The organism is Mycetocola lacteus (assembly GCF_003667575.1).
Lineage (GTDB): Bacteria > Actinomycetota > Actinomycetes > Actinomycetales > Microbacteriaceae > Mycetocola > Mycetocola lacteus.
This window is the reverse complement of record NZ_RCUY01000015.1, coordinates 48,400-61,996: the sequence shown is the minus strand read 5'-3', so window position 1 is coordinate 61,996 and position 13,597 is coordinate 48,400. Positions and strand designations below refer to the sequence as shown.

The window sequence follows — 13,597 nt, the reverse complement described above, 5'->3', positions numbered from 1 at the left end:
GACGGTTTTAGGAAAGGAAGCAACATGACCGAAATCACACGTGACGTCGTCATCATCGGTGCGGGGGCATCGGGGCTTACCGCCGCGACCGACCTCAAGGCACGCGGCCTCAGCGTCGCGGTGCTGGAAGCACGCGACCGGGTGGGCGGACGTCTCTGGACCGACACCATCGAGGGTGCGATGCTGGAGATCGGTGGACAGTGGGTGTCCCCTGACCAGACCGCGCTGATCGAGACCCTGGAGAACCTCAAGCTCGACACCTTCTCGCGCTACCGCGAGGGCGAGTCGATCTACATCGGCCGCGACGGCAAGCACACCCGCTACAGCGGTGACCGCTTCCCGGTGGACGCCGAGACCGCCGCCGAAATGGATCGCCTGATCGTGATCCTGGACGAGCTCGCCGAGAGCGTCGGAGCCACCGAGCCCTGGGCACACCCGCGGGCTCAGGAGCTCGACTCGATCACCTGGCAGGCCTGGCTCGAGGAAAACACCGACAACATCGAGGCTCGCGACAACATCGGCCTGTTTGTGGCCGAGGCGATGCTGACCAAGCCGCGCCACGCCTTCTCGGCGCTGCAGGCGATCCTGATGGCCGCCTCGGCGGGCAGCTTCTCCAACCTGGTGGATGAGGACTTCATCCTCGACAAGCGGGTGATCGGTGGCCTCCAGCAGGTGCCGCTGCGCCTGGCCGAGAACCTCGGGGACGACGTCTTCCTGAACCAGCCGGTCCGCCGCCTGGAGTACACCGACGACTCGGTGACCGCGATCGCCGACGGCATCACCGTCAAGGCACAGTACGCGATCATGGCCGTGCCGCCGAACCTGTACTCGCGGGTCGACTACCAGCCGCCGCTGCCGCGCCTCAAGCACCAGATGCACCAGCACATGTCGCTGGGCCTGGTGATCAAGGTACACGCGGTGTACGAGACCCCGTTCTGGCGCGAGGACGGCCTCTCCGGTACCGTCTTCAGCCCGTACCAGCTCGTGCACGAGGCCTATGACAACACCAACCATGAGGACCCTCGCGGCACCCTGGTTGGATTCGTGTCCGACCAGCACGCCGACAAGGTGTTCATGCAGGATGCCGAGGCCCGCAAGGCCGCAATCCTCGACTCGCTGGCCGCCTACTACGGCGAGAAGGCCCAGAACCCGGTTGTCTACTACGAGTCGGACTGGGGCAGCGAGGAGTGGACCCGCGGGGCCTACGCCACCTCGTTCGATATGGGTGGTCTGGCGCGCTACGGCGCCATGCAGTCGACCCCGGTAGGACCGATCTACTGGTCCTCCTCCGATCTGGCGGCCGAGGGCTTCCAGCACGTGGACGGCGCCATTCGCGTCGGTCACGACACCGCCCAGGCGATTATCGCCCGGCACGAATCCAAGTAGCAGTCCCTCAACGATCCACCACGGATCACCACACAGGATGTGATATTCGGGCGGGGTGCAACCGCACCCCGCCCTTGGCCTCCCCTTTTCAGTGAAGAAAGCGAGCGCTCACCATGCGATACGTTGTCGGCTACACAAATACCCCACAGGGGGCCGATGCCCTGGCCCTCGCGGCCCGGCTGGCGCGTTCGCGCGGTGCCGGGTTGGACCTGGTCCTGGTCCTCGACCGGGAGGAGCGCAACCAGCTGGTTCCGACCTCACCGGGCTTCAACCTGTATAAGCATCAGCTCGCCGAGAGCTGGCTGACCCAGGCGATTGCGACCCTGCCGGCGGACATTGAGGCCCGCCACCACGTGGTCTACGCCGAGTCGTTCTCCGAGGGCCTGATCCTCGCCGCCGAGGAACTCAACGTGCGTGCGATCATCGTGGGTGCCGGTGGCGGCATCTTCGGCCGGTTCAGCGTCGGATCAGTGGCCAACGCGCTGCTGCACTCCTCCCCGGTTCCGGTGGCACTCGCCCCCGCCGGTTTCGCCGAGACCGCCGACCCGAACGCGACCCTGACCCGGGTCACCGCGGCGATCGGTCTGCGCGCCGGTGCGCAGAACGTGCTCAACGCCGCCGTCAACCTGGCGGCCACCGCTAAGATTCCGCTGCGTCTGCTCTCGGTGGTGGCACTGGATGCGCCCGAGGGTGCCGAGGATCCCGAGGCTCAGGCCCGGGCTCACGCCCACGCCGAGGCCGTGCAGGCCGGGGCGCGCGAGGCGCTGCCCGAGGGCATCGAGGTGACCACCGAGATCGTGACCGGCAAGCGCATCGAGGATGCCGTGCTGTCGGTGGAGTGGGATCCCAACGAGATCGTGCTGGTGGGCTCCAGCCGCCTGGCGCGCCCCGCCCACCTGTTTATCGGATCCACCGCGTCGAAGATGCTGCGCGAACTGCCCGTGCCGATGAGCGTGGTTCCGCGCGAGTCGATGCTCTCGCAGGGAGAACAATCATGAGCGCCGAAACCCAGGCCACCCCGGGCCTGTCCAAGAAGGGACTGGGGGCCGGATCGGTCGGCCTGATCGGTGCGATCGTCATCGGTATCTCCTGTATCGCCCCGGCCTACACCTTCACCGGAGCGATCGGCCCGACCGTGGGCGCGGTTGGCACCCACGTGCCGGCGATCTTCCTGGTCGGGTTCATCCCGATGCTGCTGGTGGCCTTCGGCTATCGCGAACTCAACTCCCGGATGCCCGACAGCGGCACCTCCTTCACCTGGGGTGTGCGCGCGTTTGGGCCCTGGCTCGGCTGGATGTCGGGATGGGGACTGATCGCCGCCACGGTGATTGTGCTCTCCAACCTCGCCGGCATCGCCGTGGACTTCTTCTATCTGGCGCTCTCGCAGATCTTCCAAAACCCGGACATCGCGGCGCTGACCAAGAACCCGATCATCAACGTGGTCACCTGTCTGGTGTTTGTGGCCCTGGCTACGATGGTGTCCTACCGGGACATGAAGACCACCCAGAAGTTCCAGTATGTGCTGGTGGGCTTCCAGATCCTGGTGCTCGCGGTGTTCATCGTGGTCGCCCTGGTGCGGGCCTATGATGGCGACGCGGTGGACTTCACCCCGATCCAGCTCGAGTGGTTCAACCCGTTCGGCGTGGGCAGCATGTCCGCCTTTGCCGCCGGGCTCTCGCTCTCGCTGTTTATCTTCTGGGGCTGGGACGTGATCCTCACCATGAACGAGGAAACCAAGGGCGCTCGTTCGACCCCCGGCAAGGCCGCAACCTTCGCCGTGATCCTCGTGGTGGTGCTCTACCTGCTGCTGGCCGTGGCGATGATCTCCTTCGCCGGCGTCGGTACCACCGGTACCGGGCTGCAGAACCCCGAGATTCAGGAGAACGCGTTCTTCTTCCTCGCCGGGCCGATTCTTGGACCGCTGGCGATCATCGTCTCGATCGCCGTGCTGTCCTCCTCGGCCGCCTCGCTCCAGTCCACCTTCGTGGGTCCGGCGCGTACGCTCCTGGCGATGGGGCACTACGGCGCGCTGCCCGCCCGCTTCGGCAAGGTCAACCCCAAGTACTTCACCCCGGGGTTTGCGACCATCGTCTCGGCGGTATGCGCTTCGGTGTTCTACGCGGTCATGCGGATCGTGTCCGAGGCCGTGCTGCAGGACACCATCACCGCGCTGGGCATCATGATCTGCTTCTACTACGGGCTGACCGCGTTCGCGTGTGTCTGGTATTTCCGTAAGCAGTGGTTCTCCAGCGTCCGGAACTTCTTTATGCAGTTCCTGTTCCCGGGCATCGGCGGACTGATTCTTGCGGTGCTGTTTGTGATGACGATGGTGGACAGCTTCGACCCCGACTACGGTTCGGGATCCAGCGTCTTCGGAATGGGACTGGTGTTTGTGTTGGGAATCACGGTCATCCTGATCGGTGTGGTGATCATGGTCATCCAGCGCTTCCGTCACCCCGACTTCTTCCTGGGCAAGACCCTGACCGCCGGTATCGCCGGTGACGCACAGGAGAAGGAGGCCGCCGAGGCCGATGCGGCCATCGAGGAGGCCGCCCGGAACGCGGGTCGCTAGGTTTTATCCGGTAGGAAGGGGCCTCGTCGAGTGGAGTCGACGGGGCCCTTTTGTGATGTTCAGACACCGGTTCTGAGCATCGAGTCTGCCCACAGCGAACAAGCCCGTAGAATGGCGGGTATGGACGGCGCACGCGGGAAGCGGCTGATCCGCGGCCTGTTAGCGGCCGGGATCGCCACCTTTGTGGCCCTGCTTTCCCACGTGGGTGCCGGGGCCTCGATGCCGGGTGTCGTGGGCATCGTGGTTCCGCTGGTGCTCTCCATTGTGGTCTCGGTCTTTTTGGCCGGGAAGAAGCTTTCGGCGGCGCGGCTGTCGCTCGCGGTCCTGATCAGTCAGGCGTTCTTTCACATTCTGTTTGTGCTGGGTGCCGGCGGCCGGGTGCAGAACGCACCGATGAGCGGTCTGGGTCATCAGCACACCCCCACCGATGTGGACATCGTGGCCACCGTCTCCGCCGCCGAGCATGCGGCCCATCTGGGCCCGTTCATGTGGGGAGCGCACGCGCTCGCCGCGGCCCTGACCGTATTTGCGCTGTATCAGGGGGAGGCGCTGATGCGCTCCCTGCTGACCCTCGCCGCCCTCGCGCTGGCCGCCTGGTTGTACCGGCTGGAGCCCATCGAGGGTCCGCGTTCGGTGGCGGTTCCGCCCCGTGCCGAGCGGCCCGATGCGCTGATCCCGCTCGGGGTGTATGCCTCGACCCTGCGCCATCGCGGACCACCGGTACTCGCCCGCTAGAGTTCCCCCGTTTCCCGCGCCCACAGGGTCGCGGTTTTCCGCGCGTGCCGTCATCTCGCACCGCGCCGTTTCGGTATGCCCCGCGCTGCCCCCGTAGATATCTCCTGCATCACCGTGAAAGGAGCCACCCAACGTGGCCGTCACTTCCGCCTCGGATGCCTCACTGGCACCCGTTCCCGAGCGCGCTCTTCCCCCGCGCACCCCGAGCCAAAAACTCGCCTCCATTCTGACTCCCGCCCTGATGATCGCCCTGGCCCTGGTCACCCTGGTCATCGGCCTCAACCTGACCGGCGCGCTTTCCCGCGATACCGCGCTGGTGAACCCCGGCAACCTGGTGCTGTGGGGCCTGCCGGTCGCCCGCGTCCTGCACGACCTCTTCGCGAGCGTTACGATCGGCATGCTGCTCCTGGCCACCTTCATCCTGCCCGGCCAGAAGAGTGTGCCCGGTCGCACCAGCCGCATCCAGGAGCGTGCCGTGTACTGGGCCGGCTGGGCCGCCTGGACCTGGTTCTTTGCCGCCCTGGCGGTGCTGCTGTTCACCGCCGCCAACACGTTTGGTGAGCCGATCACCGCGCCCTCCTATCTGTCCAATCTGATTCAGTACGTCACCGGGATCGACCTGGGGATCGCGCTGGCGCTCTCGCTGGTGCTGGTCCTGGTGTGTGCGATCATCACCACGTTTGCCCGCCGCCTCGCCTGGGTCGCCGCGGCCAATGCGATCGGCGTGCTGGCCCTGCTGCCGCTCGCGCTCTCCGGCCACGCGGCCGGAACCGATGAGCACTCCAATGCCGTCAACAGCCTCGCCGTACACATCGTCGGTGTCACCGTCTGGGTGGGCGGGCTGATCGCGGTGCTCGTGTTCCGCAATGCCACGCGTAAGCGATTCCCGGTCGTGGTGGAGCGCTACTCGATTGTGGCCGGCTGGGCCTTTGCCGCGGTGGCCTTCTCCGGGGTGGTCAACGCCTCGCTGCGTCTGACCACGCTGAGCGATCTGTGGACCACCGCCTATGGTCAGCTGCTGCTGGTCAAGATCATCATCCTGGTACTCCTGGGCCTGGCCGGAGCGCGCTATCGCACCTCGCTGATTCCCAAGCTGCGTCAGGATCCCGCCAGCAAGAAGCTCTTTGTTCGCATGATCATCGCCGAGGTTGCGTTTATGGCCATCGCGATGGGGGCCTCGGTGGCCCTCTCCCGCAGCGCCCCGCCGGTGCCGCAGGTTCCGCTGCCCACCTCGGGCGAGGTGGACGATGCGGTGCGTAGCGCCCTGCTCGGCTTTGACGTGCCGCCGCCGGTAACCCCGTGGCGGATGATCACCGAGTTCCACGCCGACTGGTTCTGGATCGCCGTGGCCGTGGTGGGCGCGGGCCTCTACATTCGCACGGTGCTGCGTCTGCGCAAGCGCGGCGATAAGTGGCCGCTGTTCCGCACCATCTGCTGGGTGCTGGGCTGTGTCGGGCTGATCTATGTGACCAGCGGTGGCCCCGGCGTGTATGGGGAAACCTCGTTTAGCACCCACATGATTCAGCACATGGGTCTGATGATGTTTGTGCCCCCGCTGCTCGTGCTGGGTGGTCCGGTCCTGCTCGCCCTGCGCGCGCTGCCGGTGCGTACCGACGGGAGCCGCGGCCTGCGCGAGTGGATCCTGGTGCTTGTGCACTCCCGCTATCTCAAGCTGCTCTCGCACCCGGCCGTCGCCGGGGTCATCTTCGCCGGTAGCCTGGTGGTGTTCTACTACTCGGGCTGGTTCGAGTGGTCGATGTTCACCCACCAGGGCCACTTCCTGATGACCGTCCACTTCCTCGCCAGCGGCTACCTGTTCTTCTGGGTGCTGATCGGGGTGGACCCGGGACCGGGCCGTCCGATCTACCCGCTGCGCCTTATTCTGCTGCTGGCCACCCTGGCCTTCCACGCGTTCTTTGGTCTGTCGCTGATGTCGGCCACCGACATTCTGGCCGAGCCCTGGTGGACGGCGATGCGCTTCACCGACCAGGACGCGCTGCTGGCCGATCAGGGTGTGGGTGGCGGTATCGCCTGGGGTGCGGGAGAGTTCCCCACCGTCCTGGTCGCGATCGTTGTGGTGGTCCAGTGGATGCGCAGCGAGGAGCGTGCCGCCAAGCGGTACGACCGTCGTGCCGACCGCGATGGTGACGCCGAATTGAACGCCTATAACGCGCGTCTGGCCCAGATTAAGGTCCGTGATGACGCCGCCGAGTCCTCCGCGGACACCGCGATCCCCGAAACCCCCGCCGAGACCGCAGCTGGTCTCGAACTCACCGAGTCCGACTCTCACACAACGAAGGAGAATTCCTGATGTTGACCACCCATTCCGCCGCCGGTCCGCCCCGTCGTGCACGCCTCGCCCTGCTCCTGGGCACCCTGGTGACCGTCCTGTCCGCGGGGATCCTGCTTCCCGCCCACCAGGCCTCGGCCCATGACCAGATTCTTTCCTCCGATCCGGCCCCGAACGCAACCCTGACGGTTGCCCCCGAGAACGTGACGCTGACCTTCTCCGCCACCATCCTCGGCGTGGGAACCAAGGTCCTGGTGACCGATGCGGCGGGCACCGACTGGGTCGAGGGTGAACCCACCAGTGCCGGTGCGGTCGCCACGGCGCCGCTACGCCCGGGCATGCCCAACGGCGCGCTGACCATCGCCTGGCGCGTGGTGTCCTCGGACGGACACCCGATCAGTGGCACCATTCCCTTCACCCTGAATGCTCCGGCGGCCGGTGGTACCGAGGGATCCGCGGCCCCCAGCGCCCCGGCCGTCGTGACCCCGCAGGAGTCGGCGGCGGCGCAGCCCTCCGCAGCCCCGACGGCCACCGTTTCGGCCGAGGACGGCGGCTCATTTGGTCCCGATTCACCGCTGCGATACGTTGTGATTGGGATCGGCGGTGCCCTCGTGGCCGCGATTATCTTCCTGGTGGTTCGCCTGATTATCACTCGGAAACGTCCCGACAACACCCCAACCGACGACCCCATCAGTACCAAGGAGAACAACTCATGACCGTACGTGCGACCACTCGTGTAGGCCTGATCGCCGCAGCCGCCCTGCTCGCCCTGTCGGGGTGCGCCAGCACCGGTGCCGGCACGGCCCCCTCGACCTCGGCCAGCCCGTCCGAGGATGCGGCCACCGAGATGAAGGCTCCCGAGGGTGTGACCTTCACCGACGCGTGGATCAAGGCCGCCCCCGAGGGCATGTCCGCGGTGTTTGGCGAGTTCAAAAACACCGGTGGCACCGATGTGAACCTGACCGCCGCGGGGATCGCCCAGGCCACCCAGGTGGAACTGCACGAGACCGTGGATAACGGAAGTGGTCAGATGGTCATGCGCCCCAAGGAGGGCGGCTTTGTGATTCCCGCGGGGGGAACGTTTGAGCTCAAGCCCGGCGGCAACCACATCATGATCATGGGACTCACCAAGCCGCTGGTCGCCGGCGACACCGTGAGTGTCATCCTGGCCTTCGCCAACGGAACCGTACTCACTCAGGACGTCCCGGTGAAGGACTACGCCGGCGCCAACGAGAACTACGAGACCGACGCCCCCACGCCCGGCACCGGACACTAGCGTGTCGCGGGGGAACGTCGATAGCGCCGCCACCCCACCCGAATCCGTGACCGAGGCGGAACGGCAGCCTCGTCCGGTTCCGGAGCATTCGCGGGGGCGGATCAGTCGTCGAGGGCTGCTGTTTGGTGGTGCCGTCGCCGGGGTGGGGGCGGCCGCGGCGATCGGGGTGGATGTGCTGACGCGCGCCTCGGCCTCACCCGCGGCCGTACCCACCGAGGTCCCGGATGCTGATCCCGCCGCCGAGACCGTTCCCTTTTTTGGGGAGCATCAGGCGGGCATCGACACCGTGCCGCAGGCGCACACCACGTTTGTGGCGCTGGATCTGCGACCCGAGGTGGATCGGGCGGGGATGATCCGGCTGATGCGGATCCTCACCGATGATGCCGCCCGGTTGACTGGCGGGAAGGCCGCGCTTGCCGACTCCGAGCCCGAGCTTGCGGTGCTGCCGTCGCGGCTCACGGTGACCTTTGGGTTCGGACCCCGGGTCGCCGCCCTGGCCCCGGAAAAACCGAGCCCCGCCTGGCTGGGTCCGCTGCCCGCGTTCAGCGTGGACCGGCTGGATCCCGCCTATGGGGATGGGGATCTGCTGCTCCAGGTGGGTGCGGACGACCCACTCACGCTGGCCCATGCGCTACGCATGCTCCTCAAGGATGCCCGGAGTTTCACCACGCTGCGCTGGCAGCAGCCGGGTTTTCGGCGGGCACGCGGGTCGGAAAAAGTGGGGACCACGATGCGGAACCTGTTTGGTCAGATCGACGGCACCGTGAACCCGGCGCCGGGTACCCGCGACTTCGAGGACCTGGTGTGGATCGCCGACCGATCCTCCTGGGCGCGCGGGGGCACCGGGTTTGTGCTGCGTCGAATCGAGATGGACCTGGATAAGTGGGATCGTCTGGACCGTGAGGGCCGCGAGCAGTCGGTGGGGCGGAAGCTGGATAACGGAGCACCGCTCACCGGGTCTCGGGAGCACGATGAGCCGGATTTCGAGGCGAAGACCGTGGTGGGATTCCCGGTGATCGCCGAGTTCTCGCACATTCGTCGGGCCCGGCTGGCCGATACCTCACGGCGCATCTTCCGACGCGGATACAACTTTGATGCGCCACCCACGGCCGAGGGGATCTCGCATTCGGGGCTGCTGTTCGCCAGCTATCAGGCGGATGTGGAGCATCAGTTTGTGCCGATCCAGCGCTCGCTGGACGAACTGGATCTGCTCAACGAATGGCAGATCCCGGTGGGCTCGGCGGTGTTTGTGATTCCGCCGGGCTGCGCGGCCGACGGGTATATCGGCGAGACGCTGCTGGGTTAGGGCTGACACCGAGGCCGGGCGTCCCGTCCGCGCTTCGGCCAGTGCGTGAAGACACAGAAAAACGGCCGTGGGTCGCACCCTGTCGGATGCGACCCACGGCCGTTGTGCCGCGTCTAGCGGAAGTTTACAAACTGGAGGTCGATGTCGAGGTCGCTGCCCTTGAGCAGTGCCATGACGGCCTGCAGGTCGTCGCGGCTCTTGGACTGCACCCGCAGCTCGTCGCCCTGAACCTGGCTCTTGACACCCTTGGGACCCTCGTCGCGGATGATCTTGTTGATCTTCTTGGCGTTGTCCTGGGCGATGCCGTCCTTGAGCGAGGACTCGATGCGGTATTCCTTACCGGAGGGGTAGGGCTCGCCGGCATCCAGGCTCTTCAGCGAGATGCCGCGCTTGATGAGCTTGGTCTGGAACACGTCGAGGATCGCGAGTGCACGGTCCTCGGTGTTTGCCTTGATGAGTACCTTCTCGCCGCTCCAGTCGATCGACGCCCCGGTTCCCTTGAAGTCGTAGCGCTGCTCGATCTCCTTCTGGGCCTGGTTGAGGGCGTTGTTCGCCTCCTGCTTGTCTACCTTGCTGACGATGTCGAACGATGAATCTGCCATGGATCCAGTGTAGGCGATCGGTGCCCCCGCGACACGCCCGAAAACCCGGAAACGCGCCGTGCGCGCCCTCGATTTTATATTCGTGTGACTCCGTGGGTAGAATAATGACGCGCCTTCGGTTGGCTGACAAAGTTGGTTGAGCGCGCATTTGGTGGGTTACCCAAGCGGCCAAAGGGATCTGACTGTAACTCAGCTGTCGTAGACTTCGGGGGTTCGAATCCCTCACCCACCACCATGAAAAATCGCCACCGGATTCCGGTGGCGATTTTTGTTTGCCCAGGTGCCAGTCCGAGCCCGAGTCAATGAGCTGAGGCGAATATCCGAGTCTGTCCTCCTTGTCCGAAATCGTGCGCCCTGTTGTCCACGGTATGACGTGGATCTAGTACACAATCCTCATAAGCCAATCCCGTGTTGGGTCGTGTGCGCTAGCGTGGGGACTTCACTCCATCTGTGAATGTGGCAGGGCCAGATGAGTAAGAACTCGGGAATGCTTGTCCCACTAGTTCGGATCCGTCAGGCTCTGTGCCTCGGCGGTCCCAGACGATATTCGGGGGTCCATAGGTGCTGGGATCGCCCGATCGTGTGAAGTTGTGTTCTCAGCCGTCTATGCGAAAGGACTCTAGTGGTCATACAGCGTAGGCAGGTGCGCGGAGTTGCTCCGTTCGTTGCCGCGACTACTCCACCTCGCACCGGGAGTATTCTGGGCATCATTGTCATGCTTGGCCCGCTCACGGTAGGTGCGCTTGTGGTCGGGTTCTTGGTGAGCGATGCGGATCTGAGGATCTTCTTTTTTGCCCTTGCCGGATATTTCGTGGCCATGTTGGTGAATGTCAGTGTGACGTCGTCGGTGTTGAAACCCCGTCTCGTGAGCGTGGTTACTCCGGGGGAGGGGTTGTCCTTCGCGGTAGCGGAGCTCGTTGAGGGGATGCAATGGGGATTTATTCTTGTGCAAACCGCGTTCGTCGCGATTGGTGCGGCCGTGTTTCTCGACCTGGCTGTCGCGCGCGGTCGATTCTCGTTGGGGGCCGTGTTTTTTGCTGTGTCAACGGTCTTGATGGTGTCCGCACTCGTTCATATGCTCTGGCGTTTGCCCAACCCGAGGGGGCTTAACCTGAGCGAACACGGGCTCGCTGGCATCCGTGGGAACCGGAAACTTCGGCTGAGCTGGGAACAGATCGAACGGGTCTCGGTCGAAAAGCGACGGACGGCAAATCTTGTGCTCACGACCCGTCAGGGTAAGCCGATCCGGATCCCATCTCCGCAGATCGGATCCGATGTCAACGTGGTTGCGGTCGTCGTTCGACACTTTCTTGAGCATCCGGCGGAGCGCTGGATGCTCACAGATGCCAACCACGCGTTGGATCGCGTGGAGGAACTCTATGGGGAGAAGCGCCGCAGCCTGTTGGAAGACTGACCTGTAGGGCCGCTGACGCTGGCATTTCCCGTGATTTTGAAGTCGTCGCGTCTGCGAACTACTAGGGGGACGAGGAAATGACCGTACGAAGACGACGAGTGTGGATGGTGGCCGAGGACGGCGTACCAGCCCCAATTGGCAAACTATCAACCGGTCAGTACGTCCTCTTCACGTCGATGTGCGTTGTCGCGGCAGTGTTCGGAATTGTGATTCCATCTGCGGCAGCCAAGGTCCTGTATTTCTCCGCGTTCGTCGCGTTTTTTTATTTGTTCATCTTGCTGATCTACATCAACAATCGAGTGCAATTGGGCACGGTGAGTGTTGTGCAGAAAATGGGCTCGTTGCGTTTTGCGCAATCTTGGCTTGGACAGCTGATGAGGTACGGTGGCGTCGTTGTGGGGGCGGTGACCACTACGGTATTCGCTTTTCTTGCGATCTCCAGTGCCCAGGTACGTGGCACGTTTTCCGTCAGAGCGGTGCTCTTCAGCGCGTTCGCCTTGTTTTTTTGGGGCGCCGTTGTTGGCGTCCTGGTCCACCTGGTGAAGCCGCGGGGAGTTATCCTCACCGAAGCCGGCGTTGCCGAAGCCTGGACAGCAATTCCTTGGGATCTCATCTCGGGAATTGATGTTGTGAGAAAACATATGCCGGAAACCATCGTTTCTTCTCATACGGGGAAGAAATTACGCGTGGTTGGACCGCGAACGAATTCGGACGTCAACGTCATTGCGATTGTGCTCAGACACTATCTGGATCATCCCGAGGAACGGTGGATGTTGACCGACCCAGAGAAGGCGCTGATGCGGGTGGAGGAGCTGCACGGAAAGAAGTGGAAGAGCCTGTTGCCCGAGTCTGATGATTCGGTCTAAAACCAATACCTAGCACTAAGACAAACGCCACCGGTTTTCCGGTGGCGTTTGTCGTGAGGAGGGGAGGCTAGGCGTTTTCGCCCTCGGCCTCGAGTGCCTGCTGGGCCTTATAGGCGGCGACCTGCTCGGCGTACTCCTTGCGCACGACGTCCATGTCCACGCCGCGCAGCTGCTCGATCAGGTTTTCCAGCGCGGGGGCGGGCAGTGCGCCGGCCTGGGAGAACATGGGGATGCCGTCGCGGTAGGCGACGAGGGTCGGGATCGAGGTGATGCCGTAGGAGCCGGCGAGCTCGCGCTGGTCCTCGGTGTCCACCTTGGCGAAGGTGATGTCGGAGTGCTGCTCGGAGGCCGCCTCAAAAACCGGGGCGAAGTTCTTGCAGGGGCCACACCAGTCGGCCCAGAAATCGATCAGGACGATTCCGTCGGTGACGGTCTCATCGTGGGTATCGGCGGTCATCACGGTGGTAGTCATGTACCCATCCAACCACGAAGCACCGGGGGTTATTCCAGTGGTGTTGCCGGATTGGTCCGCGGGCCTATGCGGCCCGCGGGGTCCCGATCAGCGCCAGGGCGTCCTCGCTGAGCATCCGCTCGGGCAGAATAAACACCGTGCGTTCGGCGGTGCAGCGAATGACAACCGTACCGTGTCGACGGGTCACCGCGGTGATCGCATCCTGCGGCAAAGCCGAGGTTGTGAACGGTCCATCGATGGTGAGCATCCGCGGGTTGATATGCAGCCGCAGCGGGGCCTCCTCGGGCCATCCCACATCGATCACATGCCGGACCCGACGGCGCAGCGTCCCCATCGCCCAGGCACACAGCGCCGTCATGGCCAGGATCATTCCCAGGACGGTGAACCCGACCCCGCTCGGCGTGAAGATCAGCATGAGGCCCGTGAGAAGGAGGGCCAGCGGGAGGACTATCAGCGCGGAAACCTGCAGGGCCCGCGATATATAGGTGTCGGTGAGTGCTCGTCGAGCATTCGCCCGGTCCTCGGGGCCAATCCGGATACTGCTGTCGTACACGTTGCCCCCTCGATCGTTATGTACCGTCAACGTATCGGGAACGGGGATGCGTGTGTGTGGGCTGGCATGCGGTGCCGCCTGGACGGTCGGATCCCTCAGAGGTGGCCGCCGCCGGAGCGCGGCAC

The 13,597-nt window shown here is 64.6% G+C and carries 13 protein-coding genes and 1 tRNA gene; 11 read left to right on the top strand and 3 right to left on the bottom strand.

Features of this window, described 5'->3' with window-relative positions; genetic code table 11:
• Positions 1–24 precede the first annotated feature (24 nt).
• The 8 genes from D9V34_RS15650 to D9V34_RS15615 all read left to right on the top strand — a co-directional run bounded on the left by D9V34_RS15650 (position 25) and on the right by D9V34_RS15615 (position 9,565).
• On the top strand, positions 25–1,386 hold the full coding sequence (locus D9V34_RS15650) for a flavin monoamine oxidase family protein (RefSeq protein WP_121689410.1): 1,362 nt from the start codon (positions 25–27) through the stop codon (positions 1,384–1,386).
• 113 nt (positions 1,387–1,499) lie between these two features.
• The gene (locus tag D9V34_RS15645) at positions 1,500–2,384 is read left to right on the top strand and encodes a universal stress protein (RefSeq protein ID WP_121689409.1); all 885 of its coding nucleotides are present in this window, start codon (positions 1,500–1,502) and stop codon (positions 2,382–2,384) included.
• The gene (locus D9V34_RS15640) at positions 2,381–3,958 is read left to right on the top strand and encodes an APC family permease (protein ID WP_121689408.1); all 1,578 of its coding nucleotides are present in this window, start codon (positions 2,381–2,383) and stop codon (positions 3,956–3,958) included. Before D9V34_RS15645 ends, D9V34_RS15640 begins: the two co-directional genes overlap by 4 nt.
• Positions 3,959–4,078: 120 nt before the next feature.
• Positions 4,079–4,693: a hypothetical protein gene (locus D9V34_RS15635; protein ID WP_121689407.1), complete on the top strand. Its 615-nt coding sequence runs from the start codon at positions 4,079–4,081 to the stop codon at positions 4,691–4,693.
• 133 nt (positions 4,694–4,826) lie between these two features.
• Positions 4,827–7,004: a bifunctional copper resistance protein CopD/cytochrome c oxidase assembly protein gene (locus D9V34_RS15630; RefSeq protein ID WP_245992050.1), complete on the top strand. Its 2,178-nt coding sequence runs from the start codon at positions 4,827–4,829 to the stop codon at positions 7,002–7,004.
• Complete coding sequence (locus D9V34_RS15625) at positions 7,004–7,699, top strand: copper resistance CopC family protein (RefSeq protein ID WP_121689406.1); 696 nt, start codon at positions 7,004–7,006, stop codon at positions 7,697–7,699. The genes D9V34_RS15630 and D9V34_RS15625 overlap by 1 nt, the downstream gene beginning before the upstream one ends.
• Positions 7,696–8,259 (top strand): copper chaperone PCu(A)C, encoded by a 564-nt coding sequence (locus tag D9V34_RS15620; protein ID WP_121689405.1) that lies wholly within the window; start codon positions 7,696–7,698, stop codon positions 8,257–8,259. Before D9V34_RS15625 ends, D9V34_RS15620 begins: the two co-directional genes overlap by 4 nt.
• Before the next feature lie 46 nt (positions 8,260–8,305).
• Positions 8,306–9,565 (top strand): Dyp-type peroxidase, encoded by a 1,260-nt coding sequence (locus D9V34_RS15615; RefSeq protein WP_121689584.1) that lies wholly within the window; start codon positions 8,306–8,308, stop codon positions 9,563–9,565.
• A gap of 113 nt (positions 9,566–9,678) precedes the next feature.
• Here D9V34_RS15615 and D9V34_RS15610 read toward each other — a convergent pair whose 3' ends face one another.
• Positions 9,679–10,167: a YajQ family cyclic di-GMP-binding protein gene (locus D9V34_RS15610; RefSeq protein ID WP_121689404.1), complete on the bottom strand. Its 489-nt coding sequence runs from the start codon at positions 10,165–10,167 to the stop codon at positions 9,679–9,681.
• 150 nt (positions 10,168–10,317) lie between these two features.
• Between D9V34_RS15610 and D9V34_RS15605 the strand changes: the two genes are divergently transcribed.
• From D9V34_RS15605 to D9V34_RS15595, 3 genes are all read left to right on the top strand, one after another.
• Positions 10,318–10,402: transfer RNA gene (locus D9V34_RS15605), tRNA-Tyr, on the top strand.
• Between the two features lie 480 nt (positions 10,403–10,882).
• Entirely contained in the window at positions 10,883–11,581 is a 699-nt protein-coding gene (locus tag D9V34_RS15600) for a hypothetical protein (protein WP_121689403.1), read from the top strand.
• 77 nt (positions 11,582–11,658) lie between these two features.
• Entirely contained in the window at positions 11,659–12,447 is a 789-nt protein-coding gene (locus tag D9V34_RS15595; RefSeq protein ID WP_147441715.1) for a hypothetical protein, read from the top strand.
• A 67-nt stretch (positions 12,448–12,514) separates the two neighbouring features.
• Here D9V34_RS15595 and trxA read toward each other — a convergent pair whose 3' ends face one another.
• Positions 12,515–12,919 carry a thioredoxin gene (trxA, locus tag D9V34_RS15590; protein WP_121689401.1) on the bottom strand — a complete coding sequence of 135 codons (405 nt, stop codon included), beginning with the start codon at positions 12,917–12,919 and terminating at the stop codon, positions 12,515–12,517.
• 64 nt (positions 12,920–12,983) lie between these two features.
• Entirely contained in the window at positions 12,984–13,472 is a 489-nt protein-coding gene (locus tag D9V34_RS15585; protein ID WP_121689400.1) for a hypothetical protein, read from the bottom strand.
• Positions 13,473–13,597 lie beyond the last annotated feature (125 nt).